The 16,181-nt window shown below is 69.6% G+C and carries 16 protein-coding genes and 1 tRNA gene; 12 read left to right on the top strand and 5 right to left on the bottom strand.

Features of this window, described 5'->3' with window-relative positions; all coding sequences use genetic code 11:
* Positions 1-6 precede the first annotated feature (6 nt).
* From EJ913_RS08450 to ccmI, 3 genes are read left to right on the top strand one after another with little or no spacing between them, the layout of a single operon-like run.
* Positions 7-543 carry a DsbE family thiol:disulfide interchange protein gene (locus EJ913_RS08450; RefSeq protein ID WP_126996723.1) on the top strand — a complete coding sequence of 179 codons (537 nt, stop codon included), beginning with the start codon at positions 7-9 and terminating at the stop codon, positions 541-543.
* Positions 540-1,010, top strand: a complete 471-nt coding sequence (locus EJ913_RS08445) for a cytochrome c-type biogenesis protein (protein WP_126996721.1) — start codon at positions 540-542, stop codon at positions 1,008-1,010. The genes EJ913_RS08450 and EJ913_RS08445 overlap by 4 nt, the downstream gene beginning before the upstream one ends.
* The gene (gene ccmI / locus EJ913_RS08440; RefSeq protein ID WP_126996719.1) at positions 1,010-2,404 is read left to right on the top strand and encodes a c-type cytochrome biogenesis protein CcmI; all 1,395 of its coding nucleotides are present in this window, start codon (positions 1,010-1,012) and stop codon (positions 2,402-2,404) included. The genes EJ913_RS08445 and ccmI overlap by 1 nt, the downstream gene beginning before the upstream one ends.
* A 78-nt stretch (positions 2,405-2,482) precedes the next feature.
* On the opposite strand, the gene EJ913_RS08435 is transcribed toward ccmI, so the two are convergent.
* A complete protein-coding gene (locus EJ913_RS08435; RefSeq protein ID WP_126996717.1) occupies positions 2,483-4,072 on the bottom strand; it encodes a cisplatin damage response ATP-dependent DNA ligase in 1,590 nt (529 codons plus the stop codon).
* Positions 4,069-5,100, bottom strand: a complete 1,032-nt coding sequence (locus EJ913_RS08430; protein ID WP_126996715.1) for a ligase-associated DNA damage response exonuclease — start codon at positions 5,098-5,100, stop codon at positions 4,069-4,071. The genes EJ913_RS08435 and EJ913_RS08430 overlap by 4 nt, the downstream gene beginning before the upstream one ends.
* A 50-nt stretch (positions 5,101-5,150) precedes the next feature.
* On the opposite strand from EJ913_RS08430, the gene EJ913_RS08425 reads away from it, so the two are divergent.
* From EJ913_RS08425 to EJ913_RS08415, 3 genes are all read left to right on the top strand, one after another.
* Positions 5,151-6,095, top strand: a complete 945-nt coding sequence (locus EJ913_RS08425; RefSeq protein ID WP_126996713.1) for a pseudouridine-5'-phosphate glycosidase — start codon at positions 5,151-5,153, stop codon at positions 6,093-6,095.
* 99 nt (positions 6,096-6,194) lie between these two features.
* Positions 6,195-6,608: a hypothetical protein gene (locus EJ913_RS08420; RefSeq protein WP_126996711.1), complete on the top strand. Its 414-nt coding sequence runs from the start codon at positions 6,195-6,197 to the stop codon at positions 6,606-6,608.
* Positions 6,609-6,713: 105 nt separating this feature from the next.
* A tRNA-Phe gene (locus EJ913_RS08415) sits at positions 6,714-6,789 on the top strand.
* A 136-nt stretch (positions 6,790-6,925) separates the two neighbouring features.
* On the opposite strand, the gene EJ913_RS08410 is transcribed toward EJ913_RS08415, so the two are convergent.
* The 3 genes from EJ913_RS08410 to EJ913_RS08400 all read right to left on the bottom strand — a co-directional run bounded on the left by EJ913_RS08410 (position 6,926) and on the right by EJ913_RS08400 (position 9,171).
* Positions 6,926-7,441: an invasion associated locus B family protein gene (locus EJ913_RS08410; RefSeq protein WP_126996709.1), complete on the bottom strand. Its 516-nt coding sequence runs from the start codon at positions 7,439-7,441 to the stop codon at positions 6,926-6,928.
* Positions 7,442-7,548: 107 nt separating this feature from the next.
* A complete protein-coding gene (locus EJ913_RS08405; RefSeq protein WP_126996707.1) occupies positions 7,549-8,406 on the bottom strand; it encodes a pirin family protein in 858 nt (285 codons plus the stop codon).
* 156 nt (positions 8,407-8,562) lie between these two features.
* Positions 8,563-9,171: a class I SAM-dependent methyltransferase gene (locus EJ913_RS08400; RefSeq protein ID WP_126996705.1), complete on the bottom strand. Its 609-nt coding sequence runs from the start codon at positions 9,169-9,171 to the stop codon at positions 8,563-8,565.
* A gap of 141 nt (positions 9,172-9,312) precedes the next feature.
* Here EJ913_RS08400 and EJ913_RS08395 point away from each other — a divergent pair, with 141 nt between their 5' ends.
* From EJ913_RS08395 to EJ913_RS08370, 6 genes are all read left to right on the top strand, one after another.
* On the top strand, positions 9,313-9,906 hold the full coding sequence (locus tag EJ913_RS08395; RefSeq protein WP_126996703.1) for a DUF1178 family protein: 594 nt from the start codon (positions 9,313-9,315) through the stop codon (positions 9,904-9,906).
* Between the two features lie 257 nt (positions 9,907-10,163).
* Positions 10,164-10,466, top strand: a complete 303-nt coding sequence (locus EJ913_RS08390) for a DUF485 domain-containing protein (RefSeq protein WP_126996701.1) — start codon at positions 10,164-10,166, stop codon at positions 10,464-10,466.
* Positions 10,466-12,178 carry a cation acetate symporter gene (locus EJ913_RS08385; protein WP_211098913.1) on the top strand — a complete coding sequence of 571 codons (1,713 nt, stop codon included), beginning with the start codon at positions 10,466-10,468 and terminating at the stop codon, positions 12,176-12,178. Before EJ913_RS08390 ends, EJ913_RS08385 begins: the two co-directional genes overlap by 1 nt.
* A gap of 211 nt (positions 12,179-12,389) precedes the next feature.
* Positions 12,390-14,264, top strand: a complete 1,875-nt coding sequence (locus EJ913_RS08380) for a DUF294 nucleotidyltransferase-like domain-containing protein (protein ID WP_126996697.1) — start codon at positions 12,390-12,392, stop codon at positions 14,262-14,264.
* A 10-nt stretch (positions 14,265-14,274) separates the two neighbouring features.
* Positions 14,275-14,757 (top strand): 3'-5' exonuclease family protein, encoded by a 483-nt coding sequence (locus EJ913_RS08375; RefSeq protein WP_126996695.1) that lies wholly within the window; start codon positions 14,275-14,277, stop codon positions 14,755-14,757.
* A 159-nt stretch (positions 14,758-14,916) separates the two neighbouring features.
* The gene (locus EJ913_RS08370; RefSeq protein ID WP_126996693.1) at positions 14,917-16,134 is read left to right on the top strand and encodes an ABC transporter substrate-binding protein; all 1,218 of its coding nucleotides are present in this window, start codon (positions 14,917-14,919) and stop codon (positions 16,132-16,134) included.
* Positions 16,135-16,181: the final 47 nt, after the last annotated feature.

The following is a 16,181-nucleotide window of genomic DNA, read 5'->3' as shown; positions in this document are numbered from 1 at the left end:
GACCCCATGCGCCGCCTTCTGTACCTGCTGCCCTTCCTGCTGTTCATCGGCGTGGGCGTGGCTTTTTATATGGGATTTCAACGCGATCCGCGTGATATCCCATCGGCTCTCATCGACAAGCCGGTGCCGTCCTTCACCCTTCCACCCTTACCCGGCCGTCCCGAGGGCCTGTCGGCGGCGGGGTTGAAGGGCGACGTGACGCTGGTCAACGTCTTCGCCTCCTGGTGCATCCCCTGCAAGGCGGAGCACCCGGTCATCACCCGGCTGGCCCGCGAGCAGGGCGTCACCGTCCGCGCCATCAACCACAAGGACAAGGCCGAGGACGCGCTGGCCTGGCTGGCGCGCAACGGCGATCCCTACGCCAGCATCGGCGCCGATCTGGACGGGCGCGTGTCGATCGACTGGGGCGTCTACGGCGTGCCGGAGACCTTCCTGGTCGACCGCCAAGGCCGCATCCGCTTCAAGCACGTCGGCCCGCTGACCCCGCAGGTGGTCGAGGAGCAGATCCTCCCCATGGTCCAGCATCTGAGGACGCAGGGATGAGGGCGCTTCTTCTCGCCGCTTTCCTGGCCGTGTCGGCGCTGCCGGCCCTGGCGGTGCAGCCGGACGAGGTGCTGCGCGACCCGGCGCTGGAATCCCGCGCGCGGGAGATCAGCAAGGAACTGCGCTGCCTCGTCTGCCAGAACCAGTCGATCGACGACAGCAACGCGCCGCTGGCCCGCGACCTGCGGGTGCTGGTGCGCGAACGGCTGACGGCCGGCGACAGCGACACCGGCGTGCTGGCCTACGTCACCGACCGTTACGGCGACTACGTGCTGCTGCGCCCGCCCTTCAAGGCGACGACGCTGCTGCTGTGGGTCGGCCCCTTCGCGATCCTGCTGCTGGGTGGGATCGCCACCGCGCTGTTCCTGCGCGGCCGGCGCGGGGTGGCGGCCGGGGCGGACACGGCCCCCTTGAGCGAGGATGAACGGCGGCGGCTGGACGCGCTGCTGCGGAAAGACGACGCCTGATGCTGTTCTGGATTTTCGCCGCGGCGCTGACCGTGGCCGTGCTTCTGCTGATCGTGCCGCCGCTGCTCAAGCCGGCGGAGACCGCACCGGCGCGCGACGCCTACGACCGCGAGGTCTACCGCGACCAGCTCGACGAACTGGAGCGCGACCGCGCGCGCGGGCTGGTCAACGCCGCGCAGGCCGAGGCCGCGAAGGCGGAGATCGCGCGGCGCATGTTGGCCACCGCGCCGGCCGCTCCCGGTGGCGAAGGCGCTCCCCGCGCCGCCAAGGCGCTGGCCGTGGTGCTGGCGCTGGCCGTGCCGGTGGGCGCGCTCGGCGTCTACGGCGCGGTCGGCCGGCCCGACGAGCCGGCCCGGCCGCTGGCCTCGCGCAACCTGGAGCAGGAGCGCGGCGGCCCGCCGAAATCGGTGCTCGCCGCCATCGACAAGCTCAAGCAGCAGCTGGCCGAGACCCCGGACGACCCGCAGGGCTGGGCGATCCTGGGGCAGGCCTACATCAAGATGAACCGCAATCCGGAAGCCGTCGACGCCCTGCGCCGCGCCACGGCGCTGGCCAAGGACGACACCGAGCTGCTCGGTCTGTTCGGCGAGACGCTGGTCGAGGGCAACGACGGCACCGTTCCGGAGGAGGCCCGCGTCGCTTTCGACGGCGTGCTGGCGAAGGACCCCAAGGACGCCCGCGCCCGCTTCTTCGTGGCGCTTGCCCGTTATCAGGCGGGAGACCGGCGGGACGCGCTGGACCGCTGGCGCGCCCTGCTGGCGGAGTCGCCGGCCAACGCCTCCTGGGTGCCGGTGGTGCGCGACCAGATCCGCGAGGCGGCGGTCGCGCTCGACCTCGACCCCGCCGTCGTGACTCCGGAGCCGCTGCCGCCCAAGGAGGCGCCCGCCGCCGCCGCCGCGCAGGCGCCGCAGCAACCCGCCGTTCCGCCTTCGGCGCAGGAGCGCGACCAGATGGTGCGGGGCATGGTCGACAGCCTCGCGGCCAAGCTGGCGGCCGACCCGTCGGACGTGAACGGCTGGCTGACGCTGGCGCGCTCCTACGGCGTGCTCGGCGAACCGGCCAAGGCGATGGAGGCGGTCCGCAACGCCAAACAACGCGCCCCCGACCGGCCCGATGTGCTGGTCGCCTACGCCAGCGCCGTGCTGCAGGGCCTGCCGCGCAGCGACCCGCCCGCCCCGATGCCGGAGGAGGCGACCGCCGCGTTGCGTCAAGCGCTGGCCGCCGACACCACCAACCGCGACGCGCTGTGGCTGCTCGGGCTCGACGCGGTGACCGTAGGGCGCAAGGCCGAGGCGATGGAGTACTGGACCCGGTTGATCGCCCAGTTCACGCCGAGCGACCCGGAATACGCGCTGTTGAAGACCCGGCTGGAGTCGTTGAAGGCGGGGAGTTGAGGGGGTAATTTGCGTGCCCCCTCCCTGACCCTTCCCCGCCTTTGACGGAGAGGGGGAAGGGTGGGGGGCAAACGGCCCCTACGCCACCGCATCCCTCCCGACCACCATCCGCGCCAGCGTCTCGTGGCGGTCGGCCTCGGCGGCCGGCTTGTCCCAGCGGATGCGGTGAACGCGGGGAAAACGCATCGCCAGCCCGCTCTTGTGCCGGGTGGAGGGGTGGACGCTGTCGAAGGCGACCTCCAGCACCAACCCGGCCGACACCTCGCGCACCGGGCCGTATTTGCGGGTGGTGTGGTTGCGCACCCAGCGGTCCAGCTCCACCAGCTCGGCGTCGGTGAAGCCGAAATAGGCCTTGCCGACCGGAACCAGTTCCGCCCCGCGCCAGACGCCGAAGGTGAAGTCGGAGTAGAAGCTCGACCGCTTGCCATGGCCGCGCTGGGCATACATCAGCACGGTGTCGAGGGTCAGCGCCCCGCGCTTCCACTTGAACCACGGCCCCTTGGGACGCCCGCCGAGATAGGGGCTGTCGCAGCGCTTCAGCATCAGCCCCTCGATGCCGTTCTCGCGGCTGCCCTCGCGCAGCGCCCTCAGCTCCTCCCAGCCGTGGAAGGGCACCATCGGCGACAGATCCATCCGGCGTGGTTGGACGGCCTCGAACCAGCGCTCCAGCCGGGCGCGCCGCTCGGTGAAGGGCAGGCCGCGCAGATCCTCGTCGCCGTCGAACAGGATGTCGTAGAGTCGCACCCAGCCCGGTCCCTCGCGCAGCATCGCCGCCGTCACCGTCTTGCGGTTCAGCCGCTGCTGGAGGTCATTGAAGGGGGCCACCACACCCTCGCGCGCCACCAGCAGCTCGCCGTCCAGCACGGCGTCGAAGACCATGTGATCGACGATGTCGGGGAAGCCGCCGGACACGTCGTCGCCGGTGCGGCTGTAGAGCCGCCGCTGCCCGTCGCGCGCCACCAACTGCACACGGATGCCGTCCCATTTCCATTCCGCGCAGTAGGAGCCGGCGTCGAGCGCCGCCATGTCCTCCTCCTCCAGCGGGTGGGACAGCATCATCGGGCGGAAGCCGGCGCCATGCCCGGCCGAGGGGCGCTCCGCCCGGCCCTCCCCCCAGGCGAACAGTTCGGCGTAGGGCGGAGTCAGGCCGTGCCAGACCTCCTCGACGTCGGCGATGTCCAGCGTGCCCCACTCAGCCAAAGCCGTCTTGGCGAGCCGGGCCGAGACGCCGATGCGCAGCGATCCGGTGATCAGCTTCAGCAGGGCGAAGCGGCCCGACGCATCCAGCGTGTCGAGCCAGCCCTCCACCAGATCCATCACCTGCCCGCGCTTGGCGGATTGCAGCGCCTCCACCACCTCGTTCAGGCTGGGGGGCAGGCTGTTGGAACGCTCCGGACGCTCGGGCCAGATCAGCGCCACGGTTTCCGCCAGATCGCCGACGTAGTCGTAGGACAGGGCGAACAGCTCCGGATCGACGCGGGCCGCGACGAGCTGGCGGATGGCGGCGGGCTTGGCCTCGCGGAAGCTCAAGGATCCCGTCAGCGCCGCCAGCGCCCAGCCGCGCTCCGGGTCGGGGGTGGTGGCGAAATGCTCGGCCAGCAGGCGGATCTTGCCGTTGCGCGACGGCATGAAGACCAACGCATCGATCAGGGCTGCGAAGCGGTTCACGCCTCCTCCTCCTCGAAGCCGATCAGGGCCAGCGCGCGGGCGCGGATGCCGCGCTGCGTGGCGTGGTGGACCAGCGCCTCCTCCCGGCCATGGGTGACCCAGACCTCGGGCGCGGCGACGTCCTCGAGCGTTTGCGTCAACTCGTCCCAGTCGGCGTGGTCGGAGATGATGAGCGGCAGTTCCACCCCGCGCTGCCGCGCCCGCTGGCGCACCCGCATCCAGCCCGAGGCCATGGCGACCACCGGGTCGGTCAGCCGCCGCGCCCAGCGGTCGGTCGCGGCGGCCGGCGGGGCGAGGACCAGCGCGCCCTTCAGCTCCTCCTTCGCCGCGACGGTGGCCGGGCGCAGTTCCCCCAGCGCGACGCCATGGCGTTCGTAGAGGGCGCAGAGCGGCTCCAGCGCGCCGTGCAGGTGAATGGGGCCGTCGTAGCCCGCCGCCCGCAGCAGCGTGATGACGCGCTGGCATTTGCCGAGCGCGTAGACGCCGACGACGTGGCTGCGCTCCGGGAACAGCGTCAGGGAGTGCAGCAGCTTCCCCACCTCGCCCAGGTCGGGCGGGTGGCGGAAGACCGGCAGGCCGAAGGTCGCCTCGGTGACGAACACGTCGCAGGGCACCGGCTCGAAGGGCAGGCAGGTGCGGTCGGCGCGGCGCTTGTAGTCGCCGGAGACGACGACCCGCGACCCGGCGTACTCCATCACCACCTGCGCGCTGCCCAGCACATGGCCGGCGGGCACCAGCCGCACGGTGACCGCGCCGATGCGGATGGTCTCGCCGTAGTCGAGCGGCCGGGTCACGACGGCGGCGGCCTCGCCCATCCGCTGCGCCATGATGGCGAGCGTGCCGGGCGTGGCGAAGACCAGCTGGTTGCCGGGCCGGGCGTGATCGGAATGGCCGTGGGTGATGACGGCGCGCTCGACCCCGCGCACCGGGTCGATGTGGAAGCCGCCCGGCTCCACGTACAGACCTTCGGGAAGGACCTTGATCCAGCGGTCGGGGGGGAGGCGTTCGGGATGGAGTGCGGCGGGCATGCCCCCTAATATAGGACGCGCGACCCTCAGAGACACCGGAGGCCCTCCAGATGCCGAACCACCTCACCCAAGGCCGCCTGACGCTGACGCCCGAGATCGCCGATGCGCTGGCCGGGAACCGCCCGGTGGTGGCGTTGGAATCCACGGTGATCTCGCACGGGATGCCCTATCCCAAGAACCTCGAAACCGCCCGTGCCCTGGAGGCCGAGGTGCGCGGGGCCGGCGCCGTGCCCGCCACCATCGCCGTGATGGACGGGCGCATCCGCGTCGGGCTGGACGACGACGCGCTGGAGCGGCTGGCCTCGGCCGGGCCGGCGGCGTGGAAGCTCAGCCGCCGCGATCTGCCGGTCGCGCTGGCGGTCGGCGCGCTCGGCGCCACCACGGTCGCGGCGACGATGATCGCGGCGCGGATGGCCGGCATCGCCGTCTTCGCCACCGGCGGCATCGGCGGCGTCCATCGCGGGGCGGAGCACAGCTTCGACGTGTCGGCCGATCTGGACGAGCTGGCCCGCACCTCGGTCTGCGTGGTCTGCGCCGGAGCCAAGTCGATTCTCGACCTGCCCAAGACGCTGGAGGTGCTGGAGACGCGCGGCGTCCCGGTGCTGGGCTTCGGCACCGGGGAGTTTCCCGCCTTCTACAGCCGGCGCAGCGGTCTGCCCGTCTCCCACCGCTGTGACAACGTCACCGAGGTCGCAAACATTCTGCGCACGAAATGGGAGCTTGGGCTGGAGGGTGGCGTCCTGCTCGCCAACCCGATCCCGCTCGCCGACGAACTCGACGCCGACGCGATGGAGGACGCCATCGGCCGCGCGCTGGCCGACGCGGACGCCAAGGGAATCAAGGGGAAGGACGTGACTCCGCATCTGCTGGCGGCGCTGGAGCGCCTGACCGGCGGGCGCAGCCTGACCGCCAACATGGCGCTGATCCGTGACAACGCGCGGGTCGCGGCGGGAGTCGCGGCGGCCTACGCGGCTTTGGAAAAACCGAACGGATAGGCGCATCCCGGAGGAAGTAAGGCTTCCGCCCCCCGCCGGCTTAAGACCCCGTTAACCGCCATCGGGCAAATCTTGGGTCGTCACACAGCGGAGGTTCTCATGAGCGCGCCCAACACCTCGACCCTGGTTTCCCGGATGATCGCGATGGCCGGCCAACCCGACGAGGCGATCGCGTCCACCGAGAACCAGGCGGCCACCCGCGTCAAGCGCATCGTGTGGAGCTCTCAGGCCGCCAAGCTGCAAGGCTCGCTGTCGGCCCGCGCGGTCTACGACATCGAAACCGCCGTGACGCTGGATCTCGACAGCATGGAACTGCCCGAAGTGTTCTTCACCTCGGTCGAGGTCGGCGGCCGGGTCATCACCTGCGATCTCGACGCCTCGGGCACCGCGTCGATCTTCGGGCTGATCGAGGCCGGCGAATACGACGATCTGGTGGAGGAGGCCGGCGACGACGCGCTGTTCGGCGTCGATTGGGACGGCGTCTACATCACCCCCGCCCGCACGCGTCATTGAGCTTGCACCGGCCGCTGCATTTTTCCCTGGACAGGCCGCCCGATTTTTCCTACCAAGCGGCCCTCGGCGTGATGCGGCGGCTCGAAGCCACCCAGAGCGTGCGATGCCCAGGTAGCTCAGTTGGTAGAGCAGGGGACTGAAAATCCCCGTGTCGGCGGTTCAATTCCGTCCCTGGGCACCATTCCTTCCGCAGCGTCCTTGGCGCTGCACAAAAAAAGCGGCGAGCGACGGATCACCGGCTCGCCGCTTTTTCTTTGTCGAACGCTCAGCATTGCGCCGATCCCGCCCCAGGGGGGGGCGGGAGGTCATCGCGTCCGTCATTGCAGGCTGCGCTGCATCTCCTCGAAGTTCCGCGAGAAGCCGTTCAGCGGGAAGTCGATGTCGCGCTTGCCGGCGCGCAGGAAGCCGACGCGCACCAGGATCGACGCGCCGTTGCGGAACTGGTCCACCACCTTGCCCGACATGAAGTTCGGGAACATGCACATGTTGAGCGTGGCGATGTGCGTCTCGATGCGCGGCTGGCGGTCCACCCGGATGGCGCAGCTTTCCACCAGACCCTGGCTGGTCGTCAGGAACAGGTGGTAGTCGTTGCCGGTCGGAATCACGCTGAGCGCGATGAAGCCCACATCCTTCCCGTCGTCGAACAGCCGGTAGATCATCAGGCGGCAGACCTTGCCGTCGGTCATGCGGTCGACGTCGCACTGGGTGGACCACGCGCCTTCCGGGCCGAAATCGGCGGCCGACTTCGAGAAATCCACCGCCCCCGCCGGCTGGAGAAGACACGCGGACACCAGCGCCGCCATCACACCGCCCAGAAGACCTCTCCAGCGCATCGTCCCGGTCCTTCCCATTCATCAAACGGATTAGTACTCCCGTATGATAGCCCTGGGGGACCGGGGCGCAAGGCGCGACTTACCGCACCGCAAACCCGCGAGCGGCGTCAGATGCGGCCCGCCTCGTAATCGCGGAAGGCCTGCATCACTTCGTCGCGCGTGTTCATCACGAAGGGACCGCCCCAGGCGATGGGCTCGCCCAGCGGCCGGCCGGACAGCAGCAGGAACCGCGCGCCCTCCGCGCCCGCCACCGCCTCCACCCGGTCGCCCTCGCCCAGCACGATCACGCGCGGGCCGGTCATCGGGCCGTCCGACCCGGCCACCTCGAGACTCCCCTCGAACAGCACGAGGAAGGCCGTGTGGGTGGCCGGAAGCGGCTCGACGAAGCCGGCGCCGGCCGGCAGGGCCACGTCGAAATAGCGCGCGTCGGTCGCCTCGGCCCGCACCGGGCCGGCGGTGCCGCGCGCGGTGTCGCCCGCGATCACGGTGACCGTCGCGCCGCCCTCGCGGCTCTCCACCGGAATGCGGGCGGCCGGGAACTCCTGGTAGCGCGGTTCGGTCATCTTCAGCCGGGCCGGCAGGTTGATCCACAACTGGAAGCCGCGCATCAGCCCCTCGGTCTGTTCGGGCATCTCGGAATGGATCAGGCCGCGCCCGGCGGTCATCCACTGCACGCCGCCGGTCTCGATGACGCCCTCGTGCCCGTGGTTGTCGGCGTGGCGCATGCGGCCGGCCAACATGTAGGTGACGGTCTCGAAGCCCCGGTGCGGGTGGTCGGGGAAGCCGGCGAGATAGTCGGTCGGCTCGTCGGAGCCGAACAGGTCGAGCATCAGGAAGGGGTCGAGCGTGCGCAGGCGCGGCGTGCCCAGCATGCGGGTCATCGAGACGCCAGCTCCGTCGGACGTCGCCATGCCCTCGACGGCGGCGATCACGGGACGAATGGTGGAAGCGATGGTGGCGGTCATGACGGACTCCTCATGGCGTGGCATGGCGCAGAGGTAGTCGGTCGGAGCAGGCCGCGTAAGAGGGGATGGAAGGGAAGAGTGTTGCGGGAGGCGGGACAATCGGACGACCGGCACGCAATCATGCGGCGCTTGCCGGAGGGGCGGGTTGGGTGCGGGTCAGGGCAGAGGCAGCGCCCTCGGCTCGGGATCGCCCTCCAGTCCGGCACCGGGGGCGAGGTCGTTGACCGCGCAGAGGCGCTGGACCACGGCGGCCTTCGGCGCGGCGATTTCCCCCTGCTCGAAGGCGACGACCTGGAGGCGGCCGCGCGCCAGCTCCAGCAATTCGCCGCTGCGCAGCAGGAAATTCGGTGACGAGGGGCGGCCGAACCGCGCGTTGCCGACGGCGAAGGTCTCGTAGAGCAGCACGCCGCCCGGCGCCAGCGCCCCCAGAAGCCGTGGCAGCAGGGGCCGGTGCAGGTAGTTGGTGACGACGATCCCGGCGAAGCGCCGCTCCGCTGGAAAGGGCCACGGGCTTGCGTCCTCCAGATCGGCCTCGACCAGCTCGACGCCTTCGGTTCCCGTCAGGTCGGCGACTCCGCGCGGGTCGCGGTCCAGCCCGACCACCGGATGACCGCGCTCCCGGAACAGGCGCAGATGCCGTCCCGAGCCGCAGGCCAGATCCAGCACGGCCCCGCCCGCCGCGACCAGGGGCGCGAAGCGGACAACCCAGGGCGAGGCCGGCGACGGGGCCAATGGTGGGGCGGCGTGCGGCGGAAGGCTGGGCATGCTTTTGGAATCCTTTCGAGCGGCGTTTGACGGAACGCGTCCGCCGTGCTGAATTACGCCGTTCCCGAGTCGCACCGCAACCCGGCCCGGCCCTTCGCATCACGCCTTTCACATCACGATCGTCAGGAAGTTGGTGGGGACATGATCCTCTTCGCGTTGAGATGCCCGGCCGACCACCGGTTCGAGGCGTGGTTCCGCAACGGCGGCGCCTATGACGAGCAGGCCGCCGCCCACCAGATCGCCTGCCCGGTCTGCGGCGACACCGGCATCGCCAAGGCGCCGATGGCGCCGCGCATCGCCAAGGGCGTCGCCAAGGCCCTGGACAAAGCCGCCGGCAAGGCTGCCGAGCACGACTCCGCCGGGGAGTCCGGCGCGCCCGCCGCCCAGCCCGGCGGCGCTTCGTCTTCCGCGACGGCCACGCCCCCGGCGCCGAAGCTTCCCGTTCCGCTGCCCAGCCCGGCCGACGTCGTCGCCTCCCTGCCGCCGTCGCTCAACGAGGCCCAGCGCGAGGCCGTGGCCGAGGTGATGCGCCAACTGACCGAAGTGCGCCGCACGGTGGAGAAGAACTGCGACTACGTCGGCGACCGCTTCGCCGAGGAGGCCCGCCGCATCCATTACGGCGAGACCGACCCACGCGGGATCTACGGCGAGGCCTCGGCCGACGAGGTCGAGGAGCTGCACGAGGAGGGTGTGACATTTCACCGCATCCCCTGGCTCCCGCGCACGGACTCCTGAGACGGGATTCTTTGATCCCACCCGAAACGATTTGAAAAGCTGACTGTTTGCAAGGCGTCTCCGTTGCCGGAGGCGCCTTTTCGCGTTTCCGCGCAGCCGCCCGTTGCGGGACCGCCCACCGACCATGGTCGGGGGTGTATCCAACAGTGATCTGTATCAAACAATTGGGTGGATCAAGGGCGTACGTAAGGACGGTACAGCCCGAGTGTCTCAAAGGACCGTCGAAAAATCGCTCGGCACTCGCGAGGGGACGCACTATGAGTCAAAGCGCACAGCGGATTGTAAACAATCCGAAATTCCAGGAACTGGTCGCCAAGCGGTCGGCCTTCGCCTGGACGTTGTCGATCGCCATGCTTGTCATCTACTTCGGCTTCATTCTGCTGGTGGCCTTCGGAAAGGGTTTCCTCGGCACGCCCATCGGTTCGGGCGTGACCACCTGGGGCATTCCCATCGGGGTCTTCACCATCGTTTCCGCCTTCATCCTGACCGGCATCTACGTCAACCGGGCGAACGGCGAATTCGACGAACTGAACCGCCAGATCCTGGAGGAGTCGAAGTGATGCGCGCCGTCACCACCCGCATCGCCGCCGCGACCGCCGCGGCCGGCGCCCTGGTTCCCGTCACCGCCTTCGCGGACGCCCTCAGCGGCAACGTGCAGAAGCAGGCGACGAACTGGGAAGCCATCATCATGTTCCTGGCCTTCGTGCTGCTCACGCTGGGCATCACGTTCTGGGCCGCGCGCCGCACCAAGTCGGCCAAGGACTTCTACGCCGCCGGCGGCGGCATCACCGGCTTCCAGAACGGTCTGGCCATCGCCGGCGACTACATGTCGGCGGCGTCCTTCCTGGGCATCGCCGGGCTGGTCTACACCTCGGGCTTCGACGGGCTGATCTATTCGGTCGGCTGGCTGGTCGGCTGGCCCATCGTGCTGTTCCTGATCGCGGAGCGGCTGCGCAACCTCGGCAAGTACACGTTTGCCGACGTCGCCTCCTACCGCTTCCAGCAGACGCCGATCCGCTCGCTGTCGGCCTGCGGCTCGCTGGCGACCGTCACCTTCTACCTGATCGCCCAGATGGTCGGCGCCGGCAAGCTGATCCAGCTGCTGTTCGGCCTCGACTACCTCGTCGCGGTGATCCTGGTCGGCGTGCTGATGATCGGCTACGTCACCTTCGGCGGCATGCTGGCGACGACCTGGGTGCAGATCATCAAGGCGGTGATGCTGCTGTCAGGCGCCTCCTTCATGGCCTTCATGATCCTCGCCAAGTTCGGCTTCAGCCCCGAGGCGATGTTCAAGGCGGCGGTCGAGCTGCACCCCAAGGGTCTGGCGATCATGTCGCCGGGCGCGCTGGTCAGCGACCCCGTCTCGGCGATCTCGCTGGGCATGGCGCTGATGTTCGGCACCGCCGGCCTGCCGCACATCCTGATGCGCTTCTTCACGGTGTCCGACGCCAAGGAAGCCCGCAAGTCGGTCTTCTACGCCACCGGCTTCATCGGCTACTTCTACATCCTGACCTTCATCATCGGCTTCGGCGCCATCCTGATGATCCTGGCCCCCGACGCCACGGGCGCCTATCCCTTCCTGACGGCGGCCCCGGCGGCCGGCGCCAAGGCGGCGGTGACGGCGATCATCGGCGGCACCAACATGGCGGCCATCCACACCGCCAACGCGGTCGGCGGCTCGCTGTTCTACGGCTTCATCTCGGCCGTCGCCTTCGCCACCATCCTGGCGGTGGTCGCCGGTCTGACGCTGGCCGGCGCCTCGGCGGTCTCCCATGACCTCTACGCCTCGGTCTTCGCCAAGGGCCGCGCCACCGAGCGCGACGAGATCCGCGTGTCCAAGATCACCACGGTGGTCATCGGCATCGTCTCGATCATCCTCGGCGTCGCCTTCGAGAACCAGAACGTGGCCTTCATGGTCGGCCTCGCCTTCGTCATCGCGGCCTCGGCGAACTTCCCGATCCTGCTGATGTCGATGTTCTGGGGCAAGATGACCACCCGCGGCGCGGTGCTGGGCGGTGCGCTCGGCCTGATCTCGGCCATCGTGCTGCTGATCCTGGGGCCGACCGTGTGGAAGGCCGTGCTCGGCCATCCGGAAGCGATCTTCCCCTACGACAACCCGGGCGTCTTCACCATCCCGCTGTCCTTCCTGGCGATCTGGTTCTTCTCGATCACCGACAACAGCGAGACCGCCAAGAACGAGCGCCGCGCCTTCGAGGCCCAGTACATCCGGTCGCAGACCGGCCTGGGCGCGGAGGGTGCCTCGGCCCACTAAGGGAGGAAGGGGCGGGACCATCGGTTCCGCCCCCCATCCGCAACGCCAATTGTCGCACCCGCTTCCGCGCCCCGCGGGACGGGTGTAACCTGAGAACGCCCCTGGACCATCCCCAGGGGCGTCTTTTTTTTGCCCGCCGTCCGACACCGCCACGCCACGCGCCAGACCATTCGCCAGACCATTCGCCAGCCCATTCGATGGAGCGGGACGCTTGTTCACCACCACGCCCGACACCGCCCTCCACTCCGCCCCCGCCGATCCGGGAGCCTTCGACTTCACGCGCCCGCCCTTCGACCGGCTGACCGCCGGGGAGCGGGAGGGCCTGTCCGCCGCGCTCGACCTCGCCCTCCACCCCAAGGGCGGCGTCGTGCTGGGCCGCGAGGAGCCGGTGGACGCGCTGTTCGTCGTGCTGCGCGGGGCGGTGCAGGAGCGCCGGGGCGGCGAGGTCGCGGCGGTCCACGGGCCGGGCGACCGGTTCGGGCTGCAGGCGCTCTACGGCGGCGGGCGCAGCCGCGTCTTCATCGCGGCCGAGCCCACGGTCTGCCACCTGATCCCGCGCCCGGCGCTGGAGGCGCTGGCCCGCGACAACCCGGAATTCGGGGCGGCGGTGCTCGGCAACTTCGCCCAGCGCATGACCGAACTCGCCGCCGAGCGCCCGGCCCGCGAGATGGCGGCGCTGACCATGGCGCGCATCCGGCAGGCCTACCTGCACCCGCCGCTGTTCGTCGACGGCGGCGCCAGCTTGCGCGACGCCGCCGACACCATGAAGCGCAACCGGGCGAGCAGCGTGCTGGTCCGCGATCCGGGTCCGGAAGGAGACGGCCGGATCGGCATCCTGACCGGCACCGACCTGCGCGACCTCGTGGTGCTCGACGGCCGGTCGGTCGAGGAGCCGGTCGGGCCGCTCGCCCGCTACGGGCTGCTGACGCTCGACCGCGACGATCTGCTGTTCAACGCGCTGGTGCTGATGACCAAGCACGCGGTCCGCCGGGTGGTCGTCACCGAGAACGGCGCCGTCGTCGGGCTGCTGGGGCAGAGCGACCTGCTGGCGGTGCTGTCCAACCACTCCCAGGTCATCGGCCTCCAGGTGGAGCACGCGACCGATCCGGAGGATCTGCGCCGCGCCAGCCTGTCCATCGTCGAGCTGATCCGCACGCTGCACGCCACCGGGGTGAAGGTCGCCTTCATCGCCGATCTGGTGACCGAGCTGAACCGCCGCATCTTCCGCAAGCTGTTCGAGCTGCTGGCCCCGCCCGAACTGCTGGCGAACTCCTGCCTGATCGTGATGGGCAGCGAGGGGCGCGGCGAGCAGCTGCTCAAGACCGACCAGGACAACGGGCTGATCCTGCGCGACGGCTTCGACTGCCCCGGCCTGGACGCCATCGTCGCCGATTTCAGCCGCCATCTGGTCGCCTTCGGCTACCCGCCCTGTCCCGGCAACATCATGGTGTCGAACCCGGAGTGGACCCGGCCGCTGGCCGGCTACAAGGACGCGATCTTCCACTGGATCCACCGCCCGGACGAGGCGGCGCAGATGAACCTCGCCATCTTCTACGACGCCGCCGCCGTGGCCGGGGACCCGGCGCTGCTCGACGAGGCGCGGGGCTATCTGCTGGGCCGGTTGCAGGACAACCAGATGTTCTTCACCCATTTCGCCCGCCCGACCTTGGCCTTCGACACGCCGTCGGGGCTGTTCGCCACGCTGTTCGAGCGGCGGCGGGCCGAACCGGTGGACATCAAGAAGGCCGGCATCTTCCCCATCGTCCACGGCGTGCGCGCGCTGGCGCTGGAGAAGCGGATGACGGAGACCAACACGGTGGCCCGCATCTGGGCGCTGGCCGAGCTGGGCGCGCTCGACCGCAAGCTGGCGGGGGAGCTGGCGGAGGCCTTCGCCATCCTGTCCACCATCCGGTTGAAGGCCCGCGTCGATTCCCCCCACGGCGAGGCGGACGGCGGGCTGGCCATCGACAACCTCGTCCATCCGGACAGGCTGGGCAAGCTCGACCACGACCAGTTCAAGGACTGTCTGGCGCTGGTGAAGAGCTTCAAGGACACCATCGCCTATCATTTCCGCCTGAACCACTGAGGGGCCGGCGATGCCGACCACCAACCGGGACAACGCCCGGAACGCGGCCGAGCGGGTCGCGCTCCACTGCGAGGCGACCTCCTACGACGCGGCCACCGCCGAGCCGCTGCGCATCGTGGCCTTGCGCATCCGGGGCAACCGCGTCCTGGCCGGCGGCGCGCTGGACCTCTGCCCCGGCGTGGACGGGACCCCGGCCGAGATCGCCGAGCGGCTGCGCCGATTCCTCGGCGACCGGCCGCTGGTCGGCTACATCGTGGAGTTCTCCGCCGCGCTGGTGGAGCGGCTGATCGGAGCGCCGCTGCGCAACGAGCGCGTGGAGGTGTCCAGCCTCTACTACGCCCGCAAGGTGCGGACCGTCTCGAAAAGCGCCATCGACCTGCGGCTGGACAGCCTGATCCGCGACCTCGACCTGCCGGTCCGCGCCGAGGACGCGCACGGCGCGGCGCTGGCCGTCGCGATGGCGTGGCTGCGTCTGACCCAGGACGAGCGCTGAAAGAGACGCCCGCCGAGGCGTGACGGTCTCCACACCTGCGTCAAAAGATTGTCTGGCATGCAATGCGTGCAACGGATAAATTTCCCGGGCCCGCGCGGACCCGCGCGCCGGCGCAATCATCAACAAAGAAAACAACGCTTTACCTGGGGAGTTTCCGTCATGCGCTTCAAGACCGCCCTGACGCTGGGCGCCACCGCCGGCGCCCTGCTGGCCGGTGCCGGCCCCGCTTTGGCCCAGATCTCCGACGACGCGGTGAAGATCGGCCTTCTCACCGACATGAGCGGCGCCTATTCCGACGTCGCCGGGCCGGGCGCCATCGTCGCCGCGAAGCTCGCCATCGAGGACATGGGCGGCAAGGTCGCCGGCAAGCCCATCGTGCTGCTGAGCTCCGACCACCAGAACAAGGCCGACATCGCCGCCAACAAGGCCCGCGAATGGGCCGACACCGAGAAGGTCGACGTCTACGCCGAACTGGTGACGACCTCGGTCGCGCTGGCGGTCAACGAGATCGCCAAGACCAACAACAAGATCAGTCTGATCTCCGGCACCGCCTCGTCGCGCGTCACCAACCAGGACTGCTTCAAGGGCGGCATCCACTGGACCTACGACACCTACGCCATGGCCATCGGCACCGGCCGCGCCGTGGTCGAGGAGGGCGGCAAGAGCTGGTACTTCCTGACCGCCGACTACGCCTTCGGCCAGAACCTCCAGGACGACGTGTCGAAGGTGGTCAAGGCCAACGGCGGCACGGTGGTCGGCTCGGTCAAGCACCCGTTCCCGGCCTCGGATTTCTCATCCTTCCTGCTCCAGGCGCAGGCGTCCAAGGCCAGCGTGATCGGGCTGGCCAACGCCGGGGCCGACACCATCAACGCCATCAAGGCCGCTAAGGAGTTCGGCATCGTCGACGCCGGGCAGCGGCTGGCCGGCCTGCTGGTCTTCATCTCCGACATCCACTCGCTGGGGCTGGACACGGCCAAGGGGCTGAACCTGACGACCGGCTTCTATTGGGACTTCGACGAGAAGACCCGCGCCTGGTCCAAGCGCTTCTTCGAGAAGACCGGCAAGATGCCGACCATGGTGCAGGCGGGCGTCTATTCGTCGCTGATGCACTACTTCAAGGCGGTCGAGGCCACCGGCACCGACGACACCGACAAGGTGGTCGCCAAGATGAAGGAGACCAAGGTCGAGGACTTCTTCGCCCGCAACGGCCGCATCCGCGAGGACGGCCGCATGGTCCACGACATGTATCTCGCCCAGGTGAAGACCCCGGCCGAATCGAAGGCGCCGTGGGACTATTACAAGATCCTGCGCACCATCCCGGCCGAGGAGGCGTTCCTGCCGATCTCCGAAAGCCAGTGCCCGCTGGTCAAGAAGTAAGGATCCGGGCGGGGCGCCGTCACGGCGCCCCCTCTCGGACTCATTCG

It is taken from the genome of Azospirillum doebereinerae (genome assembly GCF_003989665.1).
Lineage (GTDB): Bacteria > Pseudomonadota > Alphaproteobacteria > Azospirillales > Azospirillaceae > Azospirillum > Azospirillum doebereinerae.
The sequence above is the reverse complement of the archived record's forward strand: the minus strand, read 5'-3'. Positions and strand labels throughout refer to the sequence as shown.

What these genes read in the sequence shown, in the direction of transcription:
- EJ913_RS08420 (WP_126996711.1), top strand. Translation starts at nt 6,195, where the DNA reads ATGAGCGCGCCCAACACCTCGACCCTGGTTTCCCGGATGATCGCGATG.
- EJ913_RS08390 (WP_126996701.1), top strand. Translation starts at nt 10,164, where the DNA reads ATGAGTCAAAGCGCACAGCGGATTGTAAACAATCCGAAATTCCAGGAA.
- EJ913_RS08410 (WP_126996709.1), bottom strand. Translation starts at nt 7,441, where the DNA reads ATGCGCTGGAGAGGTCTTCTGGGCGGTGTGATGGCGGCGCTGGTGTCC.
- EJ913_RS08370 (WP_126996693.1), top strand. Translation starts at nt 14,917, where the DNA reads ATGCGCTTCAAGACCGCCCTGACGCTGGGCGCCACCGCCGGCGCCCTG.
- EJ913_RS08375 (WP_126996695.1), top strand. Translation starts at nt 14,275, where the DNA reads ATGCCGACCACCAACCGGGACAACGCCCGGAACGCGGCCGAGCGGGTC.
- EJ913_RS08400 (WP_126996705.1), bottom strand. Translation starts at nt 9,171, where the DNA reads ATGCCCAGCCTTCCGCCGCACGCCGCCCCACCATTGGCCCCGTCGCCG.
- ccmI (WP_126996719.1), top strand. Translation starts at nt 1,010, where the DNA reads ATGCTGTTCTGGATTTTCGCCGCGGCGCTGACCGTGGCCGTGCTTCTG.
- EJ913_RS08450 (WP_126996723.1), top strand. Translation starts at nt 7, where the DNA reads ATGCGCCGCCTTCTGTACCTGCTGCCCTTCCTGCTGTTCATCGGCGTG.
- EJ913_RS08385 (WP_211098913.1), top strand. Translation starts at nt 10,466, where the DNA reads ATGCGCGCCGTCACCACCCGCATCGCCGCCGCGACCGCCGCGGCCGGC.
- EJ913_RS08445 (WP_126996721.1), top strand. Translation starts at nt 540, where the DNA reads ATGAGGGCGCTTCTTCTCGCCGCTTTCCTGGCCGTGTCGGCGCTGCCG.
- EJ913_RS08425 (WP_126996713.1), top strand. Translation starts at nt 5,151, where the DNA reads ATGCCGAACCACCTCACCCAAGGCCGCCTGACGCTGACGCCCGAGATC.
- EJ913_RS08405 (WP_126996707.1), bottom strand. Translation starts at nt 8,406, where the DNA reads ATGACCGCCACCATCGCTTCCACCATTCGTCCCGTGATCGCCGCCGTC.
- EJ913_RS08395 (WP_126996703.1), top strand. Translation starts at nt 9,313, where the DNA reads ATGATCCTCTTCGCGTTGAGATGCCCGGCCGACCACCGGTTCGAGGCG.
- EJ913_RS08430 (WP_126996715.1), bottom strand. Translation starts at nt 5,100, where the DNA reads ATGCCCGCCGCACTCCATCCCGAACGCCTCCCCCCCGACCGCTGGATC.